16 protein-coding genes are annotated in these 19,148 nt (G+C 60.9%); 9 read left to right on the top strand and 7 right to left on the bottom strand.

Going from position 1 to position 19,148, the window contains the following annotated elements; genetic code table 11:
* The first annotated feature begins 24 nt into the window (after window positions 1–24).
* The 5 genes from AB9L16_RS19990 (at window position 25) to AB9L16_RS20010 (ending at window position 8,321) form a co-directional block, all read left to right on the top strand.
* Window positions 25–2,685, top strand: a complete 2,661-nt coding sequence (locus AB9L16_RS19990) for an RHS repeat domain-containing protein (RefSeq protein WP_375122594.1) — start codon at window positions 25–27, stop codon at window positions 2,683–2,685.
* 84 nt (window positions 2,686–2,769) lie between these two features.
* Window positions 2,770–4,530 carry an ATP-binding protein gene (locus AB9L16_RS19995; RefSeq protein WP_375122595.1) on the top strand — a complete coding sequence of 587 codons (1,761 nt, stop codon included), beginning with the start codon at window positions 2,770–2,772 and terminating at the stop codon, window positions 4,528–4,530.
* On the top strand, window positions 4,530–5,858 hold the full coding sequence (locus tag AB9L16_RS20000; protein ID WP_252868184.1) for a sigma-54 dependent transcriptional regulator: 1,329 nt from the start codon (window positions 4,530–4,532) through the stop codon (window positions 5,856–5,858). The genes AB9L16_RS19995 and AB9L16_RS20000 overlap by 1 nt, the downstream gene beginning before the upstream one ends.
* A 378-nt stretch (window positions 5,859–6,236) precedes the next feature.
* Entirely contained in the window at window positions 6,237–7,556 is a 1,320-nt protein-coding gene (locus AB9L16_RS20005) for an MFS transporter (RefSeq protein ID WP_024014128.1), read from the top strand.
* A gap of 135 nt (window positions 7,557–7,691) precedes the next feature.
* Window positions 7,692–8,321 (top strand): flavin reductase family protein, encoded by a 630-nt coding sequence (locus AB9L16_RS20010; protein ID WP_071173402.1) that lies wholly within the window; start codon window positions 7,692–7,694, stop codon window positions 8,319–8,321.
* Here the strand turns inward: AB9L16_RS20010 and AB9L16_RS20015 are convergent, their stop codons facing one another.
* Window positions 8,322–8,564 carry a hypothetical protein gene (locus AB9L16_RS20015; protein ID WP_041479831.1) on the bottom strand — a complete coding sequence of 81 codons (243 nt, stop codon included), beginning with the start codon at window positions 8,562–8,564 and terminating at the stop codon, window positions 8,322–8,324.
* A 43-nt stretch (window positions 8,565–8,607) separates the two neighbouring features.
* Window positions 8,608–8,961, bottom strand: coding sequence for a putative quinol monooxygenase (locus tag AB9L16_RS20020; RefSeq protein WP_375122596.1), 354 nt, complete (start codon window positions 8,959–8,961; stop codon window positions 8,608–8,610).
* A gap of 396 nt (window positions 8,962–9,357) precedes the next feature.
* On the opposite strand from AB9L16_RS20020, the gene AB9L16_RS20025 reads away from it, so the two are divergent.
* Complete coding sequence (locus AB9L16_RS20025; RefSeq protein WP_016773445.1) at window positions 9,358–10,287, top strand: AraC family transcriptional regulator; 930 nt, start codon at window positions 9,358–9,360, stop codon at window positions 10,285–10,287.
* Window positions 10,288–10,534: 247 nt separating this feature from the next.
* Here AB9L16_RS20025 and AB9L16_RS20030 read toward each other — a convergent pair whose 3' ends face one another.
* Together AB9L16_RS20030 and AB9L16_RS20035 are read right to left on the bottom strand one after the other, a co-directional pair.
* Window positions 10,535–11,983, bottom strand: coding sequence for an aldehyde dehydrogenase family protein (locus AB9L16_RS20030; RefSeq protein ID WP_375123779.1), 1,449 nt, complete (start codon window positions 11,981–11,983; stop codon window positions 10,535–10,537).
* Entirely contained in the window at window positions 11,983–13,620 is a 1,638-nt protein-coding gene (locus tag AB9L16_RS20035) for a 5-guanidino-2-oxopentanoate decarboxylase (protein WP_375122597.1), read from the bottom strand. Before AB9L16_RS20035 ends, AB9L16_RS20030 begins: the two co-directional genes overlap by 1 nt.
* A gap of 218 nt (window positions 13,621–13,838) precedes the next feature.
* Here AB9L16_RS20035 and AB9L16_RS20040 point away from each other — a divergent pair, with 218 nt between their 5' ends.
* Entirely contained in the window at window positions 13,839–14,720 is an 882-nt protein-coding gene (locus tag AB9L16_RS20040) for a LysR substrate-binding domain-containing protein (protein ID WP_252868188.1), read from the top strand.
* A gap of 323 nt (window positions 14,721–15,043) precedes the next feature.
* Here AB9L16_RS20040 and AB9L16_RS20045 read toward each other — a convergent pair whose 3' ends face one another.
* Entirely contained in the window at window positions 15,044–15,658 is a 615-nt protein-coding gene (locus AB9L16_RS20045; RefSeq protein WP_375122599.1) for an NAD(P)-dependent oxidoreductase, read from the bottom strand.
* 45 nt (window positions 15,659–15,703) lie between these two features.
* Window positions 15,704–16,582 carry an MBL fold metallo-hydrolase gene (locus tag AB9L16_RS20050; RefSeq protein WP_375122600.1) on the bottom strand — a complete coding sequence of 293 codons (879 nt, stop codon included), beginning with the start codon at window positions 16,580–16,582 and terminating at the stop codon, window positions 15,704–15,706.
* 113 nt (window positions 16,583–16,695) lie between these two features.
* On the opposite strand from AB9L16_RS20050, the gene AB9L16_RS20055 reads away from it, so the two are divergent.
* Together AB9L16_RS20055 and AB9L16_RS20060 are read left to right on the top strand one after the other, a co-directional pair.
* Window positions 16,696–17,601, top strand: a complete 906-nt coding sequence (locus tag AB9L16_RS20055; RefSeq protein ID WP_218192304.1) for a LysR family transcriptional regulator — start codon at window positions 16,696–16,698, stop codon at window positions 17,599–17,601.
* Window positions 17,602–17,819: 218 nt separating this feature from the next.
* Complete coding sequence (locus AB9L16_RS20060) at window positions 17,820–17,996, top strand: hypothetical protein (RefSeq protein WP_016773438.1); 177 nt, start codon at window positions 17,820–17,822, stop codon at window positions 17,994–17,996.
* A gap of 130 nt (window positions 17,997–18,126) precedes the next feature.
* On the opposite strand, the gene AB9L16_RS20065 is transcribed toward AB9L16_RS20060, so the two are convergent.
* The gene (locus AB9L16_RS20065) at window positions 18,127–19,017 is read right to left on the bottom strand and encodes a helix-turn-helix domain-containing protein (protein ID WP_024014136.1); all 891 of its coding nucleotides are present in this window, start codon (window positions 19,015–19,017) and stop codon (window positions 18,127–18,129) included.
* Window positions 19,018–19,148 lie beyond the last annotated feature (131 nt).

Here is a 19,148-nt window from a genome sequence, read left to right on the forward strand (position 1 = left end):
CGTGGTTCTGCGCCTGGATAAATCATGAGCACCTGGCCCTTGAATAGATCAACGCATATCCATACGCCAAGCGTGCAGGTCAAGGATCCTCGGGCTTTGGTTGTCAGGCATATTGCCTATCTGTGTGCAACGACGCATGGAGAAATCAAGCCCCTGATCACCTGCCAGACTCACAACCCTGCCGGGCGCCTGCTAGAAAAACGGGATCCGCGCTTATCTGCACCCAACCTCACTACTCACTACTCGCTCAACGGCACCGTGTTGAAAATCGACAGCGTCGATGCCGGCTGGCGTTTGGTACTGCCGGGACTGGCCGGTGAGCCTCGGCAACGTTGGGACGAGCGCGGCCATGTCTGGCGATCGACCTTTGACGACCAGCTGCGTGTCGTCAGACTCCAGGTCACCAGAAAGGATGAGGAGGAAGAGGAAGAGGTCGAAACCTTCCTCTACGCCGGTGGCGCCGACACCACCAACCACAACCTGCGCGGACGGTTGATCAAGCAAACCGATGCGTCTGGTGTTCTGGCGATATCCAGCTATTCCCTCGCCGGCCAGCCAATGCAGGAAACCCGAACTTTCCAGGACACACAGGCTTTCACCAGCCATCAGGTGTTCAGCCCGCTGGGCACGGTGCTGGAGCAAACCGATGCCGGCGGCCATCGCAGAGCATCGCGCTATGGTCTTGCCGGGCAACTCAGGCAAATGGAGCTGCAAGTCGAGACGAAAGCCACGCAGGTCTTGCTGGATGCGCAGTACAACGCCAACAATCAGATCATCTCGCAACTGGCCGGTAACGGTGTCCTGAGTCAGTGGACGTATGACCCGGCCGATGGACGCCTGCATACGCGCACCAGTCAGAAAACCGCTCACCCCAGATTGCAGGATCTGCAATATTTCTACGATCGCGTCGGCAATATCATCCGCATCGAAGACCATGCCTTCGAGCCAACCTGGTTCGCCAATCAACGGGTCGACGGTCACCGTGAATTCGACTACGACTCCCTGTATCGCCTGATCCGTGCGACCGGTCATGACGACGCCCTGCCCCCGGACATTCCCGGCCTGCCGCGACCGCCCGACGAGCGAAACCGCCTCAATTACATCCAGACGTATAGCTACGACGATGGCGGCAATCTGGCCGAGTTGCGTCATCAGCGCGACGGCAACAGTCGTACCCGCACGATGTGCATCGACCAGAAAAGCAATCGCGGGGTGCGTTGGCAAACAGGTGACGAGCCGCCGGACTTCGACATCTGGTTCGACCCGCACGGCAATCAACGCAAGCTGCACCACGGTCCGTCATTGCACTGGAACAGCCGTAATGAGCTGGAGCGCGTGGATCTGGTTATCCGTCAGGACAGCGATAACGATGCCGAGTATTACCAGTACAGCGCGGGCCAGCGGGTCCTCAAATGTCATGAATGGTTCACCGACAAGGTCCGCCACTTCCACTTGGTGCGTTACCTGCCAGGGCTGGAAATCCGCAGCAAAGACAACGGCGAAGAGCTGCACATCATCAGCCTCGGTAACGCGCGCTGCCTGCATTGGGCGCAACGTTCAGCACCGATGGACGACCAGATGCGCTACACCCTCGAAGACCACCTAGGCTCTTGCGTGATGGAGCTCAATGAAGACGCTGTGGTCACCAGCGCAGAAGGCTATTACCCGTTCGGCGAAACCGCATGGATGGCGCCGGAATCGGAAATCGAATACCGCTTCATCCGTTATTCCGGTAAGGAAATGGATGTCAGCGGTTTGTACTACTACGGCGCCCGCTATTACGCGCCGTGGTTACAGCGTTGGGTCAGTGCTGATCCGGCGGGGGATGTGGATGGGTTGAATCTGTATGGTTTTGTCGGTAACAACCCGATCGTCCATGTCGACCAGACCGGTGCCTTCAAGGTGGTGTTTGACCTGATCAGAAAAGCGGTGGGTATTTTTGATAAAGCGCAAACTGCGGCGGAGCAATTGCACAACCTGACCACCGAGTTCGATGGCCTGATTCCTGAAGGCCAGAACATCGAGGAGGTGCGCAAAAGCATGACGTTCGGCAAATTCATCACCTCCCGGGCCGGCATCAAATCGGTCTTTTACGGTATCGGCAAAGGCATCGCCATCGGCAGTGTCATCGGCACCGTGGTACCCGGAATCGGCAACGCCATCGGTTCCGGCGCAGGGGCAATCGCGGGGGCAATAGTGTTTCCGGTATTGCGTTACCACTTTTTCAAGAAGGGTTTGAAAGCAGCGCAGACACTGCACACCCAAGAGCTCAAGGACGGGCTGAAAACGCTGGGCGACGGCGCTGCAAAAGCCGTAGACGGCGCGAGGGCTCTTCTCGATGGAGGTGCTGCGCTTATCGACAGCATCAAGACTTTCACGGATAACCTCAACAGCTACTCCGAGCACATCCAGAAGATGTTCTACGCCCAACTGGACGCACTGGATGCAGAAAAACAGCGTCAGGTCATGAAGCTGTCCAGGAATGGTGTAGACCCGTTCGAAGCCATCGACAAGGTCATGCAAACCGCCCAGGCGACTATCGAAGCGCCAAGCGAGGCGCAAGGCGTGACTGAACGCCTGCAGCAACTGGAGCGCTCGCTCGCTGCCGAACCTAAGGCAAGACCGGTGCCGAAGCCGAGGTTGAATCTTGTGCATCGACGTCAGGTACAGGAGACAGCTGTCTAGCAGACACGGCCGGCGCGAACAGCGCGCCCGGCCACCTCGGCCCATGCTATCGTGCCCGCCCGTCCTGCCGACCTTTCATCCAGCATGCTGCCGACTTCCCGTACCCTGCGTCTGTCGTTGTATTCCCTGCTGATCATCGCCGGCACGGTCATTGCCGCGACGCTCGCGATGCGCCACGCGGAAAGTCAGGCGCTGGAAGAAGACGCCGCCCGCGCCAATCAGCAACTGGGGTTGTACGCCAACTCCTTGCACACCCTGATCGACCGCTATCGCGCCCTGCCCGCCGTACTGGCGCTGGATCCGCAATTGCGTTCGGCCCTGGCCGGCCCGGTCGATGCTGCGCAGCAAGCGGCATTGAATGTGAAGCTGGAAAAGATCAACGGCGCCGCGCAATCCTCGACCCTTGAACTGCTCGATCGCACCGGCCTGGCCGTGGCCGCCAGCAACTGGCGCTTGCCCAGCAGTTACGTTGGCCACAATTACGGCTTCCGCCCCTATTTCAGCCAGACCCGCACCCAAGGCACCGGGCGTTTTTACGCGGTAGGCGTGACCAGCGGCATTCCCGGGTATTTCCTTTCCAGCGCCGTACTTGGCGACAACGACGAGTTTCTCGGCGCGATGGTGGTCAAGCTGGAGTTTCCCGAACTGGAGCGCGAATGGAGCCAGGGCAGCGACACGCTGCTGGTCAGCGATGCACGCGGGATCATCTTTATCGCCAATCAGCCGGGCTGGCGTTATCGCGCCTTGCGGCCGTTGAGCGCTGATGATCTGGCCGAGATCAAATCCACGCGACAGTACGACAAGCAATCGCTGCTGCCGCTGACCCATTTGCCGCTGCGGCGCTTCGATGACAACAGCGATCTGCGCCGGGTCGAAGGTCCGCAGGGCACGGCGGACTATCTGTGGGAATCGCTGCCGCTGACGACCGAGGGCTGGACCCTGCATCTGCTGCGTCGTCCGCAAGTGGCCTTCGAAGATTTGCGCAACGCCGCGCTGGCCGCCGCTGGCGTGTGGCTGGCGCTGGTGTTCCTGTTGTTGTTCCTCAATCAGCGCTGGCGGCTGGCCAAGGTCCGTCAGCGCAATCGTGAAGAGCTTGAGCGTTTGGTCGAGGAGCGCACCCGTGACTTGCGCACCGCGCAGGAAGGTCTGGTGCAGTCGGCCAAACTCGCCGCGCTGGGGCAGATGTCTGCGGCGCTGGCTCACGAAATCAATCAACCGCTGACCGCCCAGCGCATGCAACTGGCAACCCTGCGCCTGCTGCTCGAACATGGCCGCGTCGATGACGCCTACAAGGCGCTGAAACCGGTGGACGACATGCTCACGCGCATGGCCGCCCTCACCGGCCACCTCAAGACCTTCGCCCGCAAAAGCCCGAGCGGCTTGCGCGAACGTCTGGATCTGGCGACGGTGGTCGATCAATCGCTGCAACTGCTCGATGCGCGACTGCGTGACGAACAGGTCAGTCTGGTCCTGCATCTGACCCGCCCGGCGTGGGTACGCGGTGATGCGATTCGTCTGGAACAGGTGTTGATCAATTTGCTGCGCAACGCGCTGGATGCGATGCAGGGTAAAGCCTGCAAGCGTGTGGAAATCCGTCTGGAGGCTGATGAACAATTGTGGCGGCTGAGCGTCAGCGACAACGGCGGCGGCATTGCCGAGGAACATGTCGGCCAGGTGTTCGATCCGTTCTTTACCACCAAACCGGTGGGTGACGGTCTGGGCCTGGGGCTGGCAGTATCCTTCGCCATCGTGCATGAATCCGGCGGACGCCTGAGCGTCGAGAATGGCGACCACGGCGCGGTGTTCAGCCTGACCCTGCCAATCGATCTGGAGGCACATATCTGATGCTCAATTCGGTGATGGTGGTCGACGACGAAAGCAGCATTCGCGACGCCGTTGAACAGTGGCTGAGCCTGTCGGGGTTTCAGGTGCAATTGTTCAGCCGTGCCGAAGAATGCCTCGCCGCGCTCCCGGAACATTTTGCCGGGGTGATCCTCAGCGACGTGCGCATGCCCGGCATGGACGGTTTGCAATTGCTCGCCGAAGTGCAAAAGCGCGACAGCGATCTGCCGGTGATTCTGCTCACCGGCCATGGCGATGTGCCGATGGCGGTCGAAGCCATGCGCGATGGCGCCTACGACTTTCTGGAAAAACCGTTCAGCCCGGAAACCCTGCTCGGCAGCCTGCGCCGGGCGCTGGACAAACGCCGCCTGGTCCTGGAAAACCGCGCCCTGCACGAACTGGCCGACAATCGCGCGAAGCTCGATGCAACATTGCTCGGCGTGTCCCGAGGTTTGCAGACTTTGCGTCGGCAAGTGCTGGATCTGGCGACGTTGCCGGTCAACGTGCTGATTCGTGGCGAAACCGGCAGCGGCAAGGAACTGGTCGCGCGTTGCCTGCATGATTTCGGCCCGCGCGCCGGCAAACCTTTCGTGGCGCTGAACTGCGCGGCGATCCCGGAGCAACTGTTCGAGGCCGAGCTGTTCGGCCATGAGAGCGGCGCGTTTACCGGCGCCTCGGGCAAGCGCATCGGCAAGCTGGAATACGCCGATGGCGGCACGCTGTTTCTCGACGAGATCGAAAGCATGCCGCTGGCCCAGCAGGTGAAATTGCTGCGGGTCTTGCAGGAGCAAAAGCTTGAACGGCTGGGTTCGAACCAAAGCATTCGCGTTGATTTGCGTATCGTCGCGGCGACCAAACCGGACCTGCTCGACGAAGCCCGCGCCGGGCGTTTTCGCGAGGACCTGGCGTATCGCCTGAACGTCGCCGAACTGCGCTTGCCGCCGCTGCGCGATCGCCGCGAAGACATTCCGTTGCTGTTCGAGACCTTTGCGCACAACGCCGCCCAGCGTCTGGGCCGGACCTTTCCGCCGTTGACCGGTGCGCAGCTCAGTCACCTGCTCAGCCATGACTGGCCGGGCAATGTGCGCGAACTGGCCAACGTCGCGGAACGTCAGGTATTGGGGCTGGATGAACCGGTCGCCGGAATCGATCCGGGACAATCACTGGCGGCGCAGCAGGAAGCCTTCGAAGCGCAATGCCTGCGCGCGGCGTTGACCCGGCACAAGGGTGATGTGAAAGCCGTGCTCGAAGAACTGCAACTGCCGCGCCGCACGTTCAATGAAAAGATGCAGCGGCATGGGTTGAGTCGGGAGATGTTTCTGGCGGAGTGAGGCAGAGATTTGTGGTGTAGCTGAAATCCATCCCCCTCACCCCAGCCCTCTCCCCCAGGGGGGCGAGGGGGGAGGGAGCCGATCTCCATGCTTTCCCGAATCTGTATTCGACTCGATATTGCAGGTCGATGTAACCCACGAGAACACCTCGGTCAGTCCCCTCTCCCTCTGGGAGAGGGTTAGGGTGAGGGGCTTTTGATCTTCACGCGGTAAGCGGAAATCCGCTCACTCAGCCCAATCAGTCGGCACAAATCCGCTCACTCCTCCCCGCTACCCCCTCTAAACCGGCCCCTCCCCCCTTGGCACACCTCCTGCTATAGCCCTGGCAGGCTGCGTTCCGACGCGCTCCACAAAAACAATTAAACGAAGGATCCTTCAATGGATAACTCCAACGCCCTGCCCCTTGGGTCGGCTGCCGTGCCGGCCAAACCGAGAACCACCGCCAGCCGGATCAAATCGATCTTCAGCGGCTCTGTCGGCAACATGGTCGAGTGGTACGACTGGTATGTGTATGCCGCCTTCTCCCTGTACTTCGCGAAAACCTTTTTCCCCGCCGGCTCCACCACTGCGCAACTGATGAACACCGCAGCGATCTTCGCCGTGGGTTTCCTGATGCGTCCGATCGGTGGCTGGCTGATGGGCATGTACGCCGACAAGGTCGGGCGCAAGAAAGCGCTGATGGCCTCGGTGTACCTGATGTGCTTCGGCTCGCTGCTGATCGCCCTGAGCCCGAATTATGAAACCATCGGCATCGGCGCGCCGATCCTGCTGGTGTTCGCCCGCCTGCTGCAAGGCCTGTCGGTCGGCGGCGAGTACGGCACCTCGGCGACTTATCTGTCCGAGATGGCGACCAAGGAACGTCGCGGCTTCTTCTCCAGCTTCCAGTACGTAACGCTGATCTCCGGGCAGCTCATCGCCCTCGGCGTATTGATCGTGCTGCAAAACATGCTGACCACCGAACAGCTCTACGCGTGGGGCTGGCGTATCCCGTTCGCCATCGGTGCGCTGTGTGCGGTCGTGGCGCTGTACCTGCGTCGCGGCATGGAAGAAACCGAGTCGTTCACCAAAAAAGAGAAATCCAAGGAAAGCGCAATGCGCACCTTGATGCGCCACCCGAAAGAGCTGTTGACCGTGGTCGGCCTGACCATGGGCGGCACCCTGGCGTTCTACACCTACACCACCTACATGCAGAAATACCTGGTGAACACGGTCGGCATGAGCATCTCCGACTCGACCACCATTTCCGCCGCCACGCTGTTCCTGTTCATGTGCCTGCAACCGATCATCGGTGGCCTGTCGGACAAGATCGGTCGTCGTCCGATCCTGATCGCCTTCGGTGTGCTCGGTACGATCTTCACCGTGCCGATCCTGATGACCCTGCACACCATCCAGACCTGGTGGGGCGCGTTCTTCCTGATCATGGCGGCGCTGATCATCGTCAGCGGCTACACCTCGATCAACGCGGTGGTCAAAGCCGAATTGTTTCCGACCGAAATCCGCGCCCTGGGCGTTGGCCTGCCGTACGCGCTGACCGTGTCGATCTTCGGCGGCACTGCCGAATACATCGCGCTGTGGTTCAAGAGCATCGGCATGGAAACCGGTTACTACTGGTACGTCACCGCGTGCATTGCCGTGTCGCTGCTGGTGTACATCACCATGAAAGATACCCAGAAGCACTCGCGGATCGTCACTGACTGATCGCACCGCATCGCTGGCAGGCCACAAAATCTGTGTCCTGCCACGAACCCTACGGGGTCTCGCGTCTGGCTGGAAATATGCGCTGGGTCCTTGCACTATGGCTGCATCCGAATGCAGCTCAGGAATCCGCTCCCCATGCCCGATGACATCCACTTCTACGAACCCGCCAACGGCCACGGCCTGCCTCACGATCCGTTCAACGCCATCGTCGGCCCGCGCCCCATCGGCTGGATTTCCTCGCAGGATGCCGAAGGCCGACTCAATCTCGCGCCGTACAGTTTCTTCAACGCCTTCAACTACGTGCCGCCGATCATTGGTTTTTCCAGTGTCGGGCGCAAAGACAGTCTGAACAACATCGAGCAGACCGGTGAGTTCGTCTGGAACCTCGCCACCCGCCCGTTGGCCGAGCAGATGAACCAGAGCTGCGCGATGGTCGCGCCCGAGGTCAACGAGTTTGAACTGGCGGGGCTGACCACCGTGGCGTCAAAGGTGATTTCGGTCCCACGGGTCGCCGAGAGTCCAGTGTCCTTCGAGTGCAAAGTCACGCAGATCATCCAGCTGCAACGCGCCGATGGCGAAACCGTGCCGAGCTGGCTGATCCTCGGCGAAGTAGTCGCGGTGCACATCGCCAAATGGCTGCTGAAGGATGGCATCTACGACACCGCCGCCGCACAACCGATTCTGCGCGGCGGCGGGCCGGCGGATTATTTCCAGCTGGGGCCTGAGGCGCTGTTCAAAATGTGGCGCCCAGGGGCGCAGAAGTAATTACCAGATCAGCTCGGCGTCATCAGTGACGCCCTTGAGTTTGTCCAGTTCGTTGATGGCTGCATCATCGGCAGCAATGGCGCCGGGGAACACCTGCTCATTGAGCAATTTGTGAAAGCGTGGGGCGCCGCCATCGACCAGGGCTTTGACCGCGATCGCCGCGTAATAACCCTTGTTGCCGCCCAGCTCGACGGGGACGACTGCGGAGACTGCTTCGAAGCGTTCAAACTCTTTACGTGCCATGTCGCGGATCCTGGCTCAATCAAATAAGCCGGACATTAAACCCTCAACCGGCGAGTTTGTGTATCGGCGCCGCGCATTGACCGAGGGCCTGCGCGGCGGAAACGTCCCTGAACGTGTGGAAGTCGAGGCTGTTGACCACCAGGTCCTGCACCAGCTCGGCGAAGACTTCCATCGACGGACTGTTGAAATACGCCGTCATCACTTGCTGACTGCTCCAGTAGCCGCTGACCAGCCAGAGGTCGGCGTCGCACTGCGATTGTTGCAAGGAAAAACTCAGGCAGCCGGGCGCCGCACGCGAGACTTCGATCAATGCGCTCAGGCGCACACCGAGTTCCGCCGAACGCCCGGGCTGGGCACGAACGAAGGCCATATGACTGACAGGCATTTGCTTGGACATGATCAACCCTCCATGAAATCGCGTGGCAGCCGGGGGACGGGCTGCGACTGAAGCAAAGATTAAGGGCCGGGGCAGCTGCGCCGTTAGTCGATTCCTGCCTTCGCGTTGCACAATCCTGCGAGACTGCGCAGACGACCTGTAACAACCTGTAAACCCGCGCAACACGTCTGTCATACGCGTTTTGTGTAGGAGCTGCCGAAGGCTGCGATCTTGTGCTTCTGCCTTGAAGATCAACGGATCGCAGCCTTCGGCAGCTCCTACAGAATCGTATGGCGGGAGACATGTGCGCACCTGCGGGCAGAATCAGGCAAGCATTTGGCAGAATGTGTCTACCGCCGCCGCTTGCACAAACATATGCTCTGCTGCATTCCCCCTCACTTGCCGAGGATGCCGTGCATGACGTCATTCGATCGTTTTCAAGCCGAACCCAGCGCCGACATGGAAAAGCAGCGCGCGGAGCTGGCCGCGATCATCCGCCGCAACACCAGCGACGATGGCAGCTACCAGACCGCCATCGGCTCACTGGTGATGTCGCGTCACACCCAGTCCCATGACTTTGCCCCGGTACTCGCGCAGCCGGCGCTGTGCATCATGGCGCAGGGGCGCAAAGAGGTGCGCCTGGCCGACGAGTTCTTCAACTACGACCCGCTGAATTATCTGGTGGTGTCGGTTTCGATGCCGCTCAGCGGGCGCGTGGTGAATGTCTCGCCGGAAGAACCGATCCTCGCCGTGCGCCTCGACATCGACCCGACCGAAATCACCGCGCTGATCGCCGACGCTGGCCCGATGGGCGTACCGACGCGGCCGACCGGACGCGGTCTGTACGTGGAGAAAATCGACAGCGCCATGCTCGACGCAGTGCTGCGGCTGGCCCGGCTGCTCGACGCGCCGAAAGACATCGCCATGCTCGCGCCGCTGATTCGCCGGGAGATTCTCTATCGCCTGCTGCGCAGCCCACAGGGCCATCGTCTGTATGAGATTGCGATTGCCAACAGTCAGAGCCATCGCATCAGCCAGGCCATCAAATGGCTCAACGGCAATTTCGAGCAACCACTGCGCATCGATGATCTGGCGCGGGAAGTGAACCTCAGCGTGTCGACGTTGCATCATCGCTTCAAGGCGATGACTGCGATGAGTCCGTTGCAGTATCAAAAACAGTTGCGCCTGCAAGAGGCGCGTCGGCTGATGTTGACCGAAGGGCTGGAAGCGTCGGCGGCGGGGTATCGGGTGGGCTATGAAAGTCCGTCGCAGTTCAGCCGCGAGTACAGCCGACTGTTTGGTGCGCCACCGTTGCGGGACCTGGCGCGGTTGCGGCTGTCGGTGTGACTCCATAGAAGCCCCTCACCCTAGCCCTCTCCCAGAGGGAGAGGGAACCGATTGGGGGATATTGGAGAGGTTCAGCGACTTGCGATATCGGTGCTGAATCCGGAATCAGCCAAGCCAGGCCAACCCGCCGTTGGATTGATGACCTTCAAATCCATAATCGACTCGGTTTTTCAGGTCGACGGAGAACGCAAGACACCTCGGTCAGCTCCCTCTCCCCCCGGGAGAGGGCTGGGGTGAGGGCAGGCTTCTACACCGCGCGCACGACGTGCTTGATCTCCAAAAACGCCGCCAACCCCCAAGGCCCCAGCTCACGCCCGACACTGCTCTGCTTGTACCCACCCCATGCCGCCTGCGGGAAGATCACCTGCGGTGCATTGATCCACACCAGCCCTGCCTGCAAGGCATTGGCCACACGATCTGCTGCGGTGGCATCGCGTGTCACTACGCTCGCGACCAGGCCGAACTGGCTGTCGTTGGCCAAGGCAATCGCTTCAGCCTCACTGGCGAAACTGCGCACACACACCACCGGCCCGAAAATCTCTTCACGCCATAACGCGCTGTCCAGCGGCACGTCGGTGAACACCGTCGGTTGCAGGAAATAACCGCGCGGCAAATGCGCCGGACGATTACCGCCGCACACCAACCTCGCCCCGGCGCTCAAACCGCGATCAATATGCCCAAGCACCCGCTGGTACTGCGCCTGATTGACCAGCGCGCCCATCTCCACGTCCGGATCGAACGGATCGGCCACTCGAATCGCCTCTGCGCGCTTTTGCAGACGCTGAAGAAACTCATCCATCAATTCCTCGGCAACCAGCACCCGACTGGTGGCCGAGCACATCTGCCCGGCGTTGAAGAACGCCCCGCCACAAGCCAGTTCCACCGCCAGCTGCAGATCAGCATCCGCCAGCACCAGCAACGACGATTTGCCACCCAGCTCCAGGCTCACACCCTTCACGGTTTCGGCAGCGCGTTGCATCACCTGCACACCAACAGCGTTGCTGCCGGTAAAGGAGATCTTGGCGATGCGAGGATCGGCCGACAACGGCGCGCCTACCGCCAGACCAGTGCCGCAGACCAGATTGAACACGCCGTCGGGCAAACCGGATGCAGCGATGATCGCGGCCAGTTCCAGCTCCGGCAACGGCGTCACTTCAGAAGGTTTCAGCACCACGCAGCAACCGGCGGCGAGCGCCGGGGCGAGCTTCCAAGCGGTGGTGACCATGGGGAAATTCCACGGCACGATCAGCCCGACCACACCGCATGGCTCACGACGCAGGCGTGCGCTGAAGTCATCGCTGGGCAGCAGCACGTTGCTGTCCTGCCCGGCGTCGAGGCCTTCGGCGAGTTCGGCGTAATAGTCGAAAGTGGCGATCACGTCATCGACATCGATGGCCGCTTCAAACTGCGGTTTACCGTTATTACTCGACTGCAGATTCATCAAGTGATCGCGACCGTTGCGCACGCCGTTGGCAATGTTGCGCAGGATCGCAGCGCGTTCGGCGCCGGTGGTTGTCGACCAGTGTTTGAACGCCTCGGTCGCCGCGCTGATCGCCTGGTCGACGGCCTGTTCGTCGCCGCCATTGACGGTGGTCAGCAGCGCTTCGGTAGCGGGGTTGATCACCCGCAGATGTTCGCGGCCTGACGACCATTGGCCGTTGATGTAGAGGCCGTCGAGTGTGGTTGGAAAGCTGATCATTGGGCCACCGCCTGCATCCACTGGTTCTGGTCGATTTCAATCAGCGTCGGGCCTTGCCGGTCCGTCGCTTTACGCAGCGCTGCGCGCAATTCGTCGATATTGCTGATGGCTTGCGCGGCGCAACCGAGGCCCTTGGCCACGGCGACGAAGTCCGGGGTGTAGATGTCCACGCCAACCGGTTCGATGGCGCGGTTGACCATGTACTTTTTGATCTCTTCGTAACCCTGGTTATTCCACAGCAGCACGATCACCGGCACCCGTGCTTCAACGGCGCTGGCCAGTTCCGGCAGGGTGAATTGCAAGCCGCCGTCACCGATCAGGCACACCACCGGCGGGCGCGCGCCGTTGTCGTGTTGTCCACCGAGCCACGCACCGATCGCCGCCGGCAACGCATAGCCGAGGGTGCCGTAACCGGTGGATGCGTTGAACCAGCGGCGTGGACGCTCGGGGTTGAACGTGAGGTTGCCGGTGTACACCGGTTGCGTGGAATCGCCGACGAACACCGCTTCGGGCAATTCGTGCAACACGGTTTCGAGGAAACGCGTTTGCGCCAGCGTCGGCGCATCCCAGCTCGCCGCCAATTCATTACGCAGGCGCGCGGCGCGAACATGGCCCCAATCATTACGGCGCTCGGCCAGCGGCTTTTGCGTCAGCGTGCTGAGCAAGGCTTGCGCGGCGTTGCGCGAATCAGCGACCAGTGCGACGTGCGGCGGGTAGTTGCGCACGGTCTGATCGGCATCGATGTCGATGCGCAGCAGCTTGCCGGGAATCTCGAAGCCGCCGGCGAAGGTCACGTCGTAATCGGTCTCGGCCAGCTCCGTGCCGATCGCCAGCACCACGTCGGCTTCAGCGACCAGTGCGCGAGTGGCGACCAGGCTTTGCGTCGAACCGATCAACAACGGATGGCTGGTCGGCAGCATGCCTTTGGCGTTGATGGTCAGCGCCACTGGAGCGTCGAGCAGTTCGGCGAGTCGGGTCAGCTCCGGCGCCGCGTCGATAGCACCGCCGCCAGCAAGAATCAGTGGACGTTGCGCGCTGGCCAGCATTTCGCTCATGCGGCTCACGGCAGCCGGTGCGGCGCCGGCGCGATCGATATTCACCGGCAGGCTGGCGAGCAATTCATCGGCCTCTTCCACCAGCACGTCCAACGGAATTTCGATGTGCACCGGACGCGGTCGCCCGGCCTGGAACAGCGCGAAAGCGCGAGCAAGCACCACCGGCAGTTCGGCAGCGGACATCAGCGTGTGCGAGAACGCTGCGACGCCGCCGACCAGTGCGCTCTGGTTCGGCAGCTCATGCAACTTGCCGCGCCCACCGCCCAACTGACTGCGCGACTGCACGCTGGAGATCACCAGCATCGGAATCGAATCGGCGTAAGCCTGGCCCATGGCCGTGGTGATATTGGTCATGCCCGGGCCGGTGATGATGAAACACACACCGGGTTTGCCGCTGGTACGCGCATAGCCGTCAGCCATGAACCCGGCGCCCTGTTCGTGGCGAGGCGTGACGTGGTTGATGCTTGAACGCGCGAGGCCTCGGTACAGCTCGACGGTGTGCACACCGGGAATGCCGAACACCTGCTCGACCCCGTAATTTTCCAACAGCCTGACCAGTACTTCGCCGCACGTTGCCATATTGATTGCCCTTTCATTCACTGAACACTCCCTGTGGGAGCGAGCCTGCTCGCGAATAAGCGGTCCAGCCAACATCCGTGTCGAACCTTGAACCGTCTTCGCGAGCAGGCTCGCTCCCACAGGGTCCGTGGAGTGCCCATTGGAACGGTGCGCAACTGGCAGCAACAATCGATTAAAAGTCATACTAGCCATGTCCCCACGTCATACCTCGGATCGCCATGAAACGCCTGCCACCCCTGCCCGCTCTGCATACGTTCTGGATCACCGCGCAATGCTGCAATTTCACTCGCGCCGCCGAGCAGTTGCACATCACTCAGGGCGCGGTGAGCCGGCAGATCGCCGGGCTGGAAGAACAGCTCGGTTATCCGCTGTTCATCCGTCTGGCCCGAGGTCTGGCGCTGACGGCTGAAGGCCGCGAATGGCTGCCACAAGTGGAGAAGGTTTTCGGGCTGATCAGTGAAGCGACCGAGCAGATCGGGCTCAAACACCAGACGTTGCAACTCAAGGCCCCAAGCTGCGTGATGCGTTGGCTGCTGCCGCGTCTGCTGCAATGGCAGAAGGAACGCCCGGACGTGCCGGTGAAATTGACGGCCTCGCTGCAACACGGTGTGGATTTCCAGCGCGAGCAATTCGACGCCGCCGTGATCTACGGTCCGCCGCCGGACAATTCGCCAGGCGCACTGCATCTGTTCGACGAGCAACTGACACCGGTCTGCTCACCGCAACTGCTCAAAGGTTCGCCGGCGCTGAATTCACCGCAGGATTTGCAGGAGCATCTGTTATTGCACCCGACCCACGACATTCAGGACTGGTCGGTGTGGCTCGATGCAGCGGGATTGCGATTGGGCAACCTTGGCAGCGGGCAGCATTTCGAAACGCTGGATCAGGCGATGTCGATGGCCTCGCACGGCACGGGGGTGGCGATCGGGGACTGGTCGCTGATTGGTGATGATCTGAACGCTGGAAGACTGGTGATGCCGTTTGCGTTGAAGGTGAAGACGGGGTTGGCGTATTACGTGGTGGTGCCTGCTGGAGCCGAACCCTCGCCGCAACTTGAGGAGCTGATGCTCTGGCTGGTTGAGCAGGCTCATTTGCGCTGAAGCCTCTCCCCTCACCCTAGCCCTCTCCCCAGGGAGAGGGAACTGATTGGGGATACTCAAGAAATTCATCGACCTGACACAGCCACGCCAAATCCATAATCGACACGGCCGTTCAGGTCAATGCGTGACCCAAGACAACTCGGTCGGCTCCCTCTCCCCAGGGAGAGGGAACTGATTGGGGATACTCAAGAAATTCATCGACCTGACACAGCCACGCCGAATCCATAATCGACACGGTCGTTCAGGTCAATGCGTGACCCAAGACAACTCGGTCGGCTCCCTCTCCCCCGGGAGAGGGCTGGGGTGAGGGGAAAAGGCTTGACTCAATACCCGACGGTAAAACGCTGGCGCGAATGCTTCGGCGTTTCCACTTCGTCGATCAGTGCAATCGCGTAATCGGCAAAGGTGATCCAGCTGCGCCCTTCGGCACTGACCAACAGATGATCCTTGCCGACGCGGAATGTGCCACTGCGCTCACCCTCGACGAACTCCGCCGACGGCGACAAAAAGGTCCAGTCCAGTTCCTGCTCGTGACGCAACGCATCAAGAAACTCAGCACCTGCGCTCGCCTCGGCTTTGTATTCGGCCGGGAAACCGGCACTGTCGATCACTCGCGTGTCATCCGGCAGCAACAGCGAACCGGCGCCGCCGACCACCAGCAAGCGCTTCACGCCCGCCTGCTTCACCGGTCCGACAATCGCCGAGGCCGGGACGGAGGCGAAATGCGCTGCGCTGATCACTGCGTCGTGACCGGCCACCGCCGCTTGCAGCGCCGCCGAATCCAGTACGTCGAGGCTCTTGCTGACGACACCGGCACGGCTGCCGATCTTCGAGGTATCGCGGGCAATGGCGGTGACGCTGTGGCCGCGACGCAGGGCTTCTTCCAGCAATTGGCTACCGGCACGGCCGGTGGCACCAATGATTGCGATCTTGCTCATGACATTCTCCAGTTGGCTTGAAAATGCTGCGTGTTCAGGTTCGGCTTACCACTGCATCTCGCCCTTGGCGACTTTTGCGCTGAGTTCCAGCGAGCTTTCCTCGCCGAGTTGCGGGTAGCGTTTTTTCATCGCAACGATCAGTGCAGCAGAGTCTTTGGCCTTGGCGGTTTCGGCATCGAAGGCCTTGATGTAATCAGCGGTGAATTTCACGCTGGCCAGCGAGCGGCTGCTGTCACCCAGGTAATGACCGGGCACCACGGTTTGCGGTTTCAGGCTTTCGATGGTGTGCAGGGTGTGCAGCCAGTCGGCGTGGGATTGCGCGGTCTGGGTGTCGGCCATCCACACATGAATGTTCTCGGCGACCACTACGCCACCGACCACTGCTTTGAGCGACGGGATCCATACGAAGCTGCGATCCGGTTGCTTGCCGTCGAGGCCGATCACCTGCAATTGCTTGCCTTCGAGGGTCAGGCTGTCGCCCTTGAGCACGTCCGGGACGATGGTTTTCGCCGGCACGTCGGCGCCCATTTTCGGCCCCCAGTAGGCCAGTTTGCCGTCGACGGTGTGCTTGATGTGATCGACGGTCGGCTGCGAAGCCAATACTTTGGCTTGCGGGAATGCCTTGGTCAGGGTGTCGAGGCCAAAGTAGTAATCCGGGTCACCGTGGCTGATGTAGATGGTAGTCAACTGCTTGCCGCTGGCGCGGATTTTTTCCACCACTTGCTCGGCCTGGGAATTGCCGAATTGCGCATCGACCAGAATCGCTTCTTTCTCACCGCTGACCAGCACCGAGCTGACCGGGAAAATCGCCTGGGTGCCCGGGTTGTAGACATCGAGGCTCAGCTCGGCGGCGGATGCGTGGGCGGCAAAGCCGAAAAATGCTGCGGCGAGCAGAACGCGTTTGAAGGGGGTAAAGCCGATCATGTGTTGCTCCGGATTGCGAATGCCAGTCTGGCGATGCAACAGAGCTTAGTTGCCAGACTCAGTACAAAAAATGCGATGCTTGGACATAGTTTGTTTCTGAAAGCGGGCAAATCATGGATCGGCTTCAAGCAATGCGGGTATTCGTCACGGTCGTGGACCTGGGCAGCCAGTCGGCGGCGGCCGACCACCTCGACCTGTCGCGGCCGGTGGTGTCGCGCTATCTGGCGGAGCTGGAAGACTGGGTCGGCGCGCGGCTTATGCACCGCACCACGCGCAAATTGAGCCTGACCGCCGCCGGCAGCGAAATCCTCCCGCGCTGCCGGCAGATGATCGACCTGTCGCACGACATGCAGGCCGCCGTCAGTGAACCCCATGACGCGCCGCGCGGATTGCTGCGGATCAGCGTCAGCACCTCGTTTGGCCAAGCGCAACTGGCCGATGCGATGGCGGCATACGTCAAGCTTTACCCCGGCGTGAGCATCGATCTGCAGATGCTCGACCGCACGGTGAATCTGGTCGATGAGCGCATCGATCTGGCGATTCGCACCAGCAATGATCTTGATCCGAATCTGATCGCCCGGCGCCTGACCGTGTGCCGCTCGGTGGTCTGCGCAGCACCGGCGTATCTGCTTGAGCATCCGGCGCCGCTGCGGGTGGAGGAACTGAGCCGACACAACTGCCTGACCCATTCCTATTTCGGCAAGAGCCTGTGGCATTTCGAGGAGGATGGCGAACCGGTTTCGGTGCCGGTGCAGGGCAATATCAGCGCCAACGAGGCCAGCACCCTCCTGCGCGCAACCCTGGCCGGCGCGGGCGTGGCGATGCTGCCGACCTACCAGGCTGGCGTGCATATTCACAGCGGCGAACTGCTGCGTTTGCTGCCACACGCAGAACCGCGCCAGATGAATATCTACGCGGTGTACGCCTCACGCAAACACATGCCGGCGGCACTGCGCAGCATGCTCGACTTTCTTGTGCAGCGCTTTCCCGAGGCCCCGGCCTGGGATGCCGGCCTGTAAACCCGATCCCTTGTGGGAGCGAGCCTGCTCGCGAAGAGGCCAGTACATTCAACATTGATGTCGCTTGGACCACCGCCTTCGCGAGCAGGCTCGCTCCCACATAGGCATCAATTCGCTGAATGGCCGGCTAAATCCTCAAGCGCACTCGCTGGCAAGTGCGCGCCGCTGACCTATGCTCAAAGTAATACCGCAAGGTAGACGTTCAGAGGTCGAACACCATGAACATCAAAACAAAAAGATACGCCGCCATCTTCATCACCTGCGCCGCCACGCTGGCGCTGTACGGCACCGCTGCCTGGCGGGTCGAGCAGTTGCGCCAGCTGCCGCGTGAGTATGCGAGCTGCAACTATGAGCGGTGTATTCCGCACAATGCCACGCTGAACGCATTGCGCTGATAGACCTGCGCTGGAATGCAACTGCTGTGGGAGCGAGCCTGCTCGCGAATGCGCTGTGTCAGCCAGCCTAGTTGCTGAATGAAAGACCGTATTCGCGAGCAGGCTCGCTCCCACAGGGCTCATCAGCGCATCAGGATTGTTGCTCGGCCTTCAAGCGGTCGCGGAATGCCTTTGGCGAAATCCCCACCCGGCGACGGAACAGGCGCGTGAAGTTGGTCGGATCGGAAAACCCCAACAGCTCCGACATCTCGTAAATCGTCATGCTGGTGTAGGTCAGCAGGCGCTTGGCTTCCAGCAACTGACGCTCGTGCATGATCTGCAACGCCGGTTGCCCGGCCAGTTCACGGCAGGTGCCGTTGAGATGCGACACGGAGATGCCCAGGCGATGGGCGAGGTCTTCGACCTTGACGTGCTGGCGGTAAGTCTCTTCCACCAACTGAATGAAACCGTTGAGGTATTCGCGCTGGCGTTGCGGCCGTTGGCTGGCCTTGTGGCGGACGATCGCCTGGCGGCTGACCCAGACCATGATCACGCTGACCAGCGAATGCATGAGCATTTCCCGCGCCGGTTGATGGCCGTTGTACTCGGCCTGCAAGGCTGAAAACAGGCTGTTGAGATAATCGCCATCCTTGCCCGCCGGGTAGTTTTCCGCCCGAGCCAAGGCGTGTACCGAATCACCCAATTGCGCCTGCAAATGATTGATCAGCGGTGTGGCCAAGGTGACGATGAAGCCTTCAACATCCTCGGAAAAACGAAACCCGTGCACCGATAACGGTGGCAGCACCTGAATCGCTGGCGTCTCGAGTTGCGTGCGCTGGCCTTCGATTTCAAGCTCTGCCTGACCTTTGAAAACGAACAGCAGCTGGCACAGATCCGCGTGGCGGTGAGGTTTGATTTCCCATTGATGTTCGCGACTGCGCGAGGAAATGGTTTCACAGTGCAGCAAGTCCGGGGTCGGCCAGTCCAGGCTTTCACCGTAGAGCTTGAACACCGGAATAGAAGGCAGGGCAGGCTTGTTCATACTTCAATCCAGGCCTCTGGTTTTTGGGCGATAATCGCACCGATTGGCAGAATGTACAGGTATCGGCTCAGTTTTCACCTTCAATTGACAGACCCGCAAGGGAAAAATGCAAGCACTCGATCCATAAAATC

The organism is Pseudomonas sp. LW8 (genome assembly GCF_041956865.1).
In the GTDB taxonomy this organism is placed as follows: Bacteria; Pseudomonadota; Gammaproteobacteria; order Pseudomonadales; family Pseudomonadaceae; genus Aquipseudomonas; species Aquipseudomonas siliginis.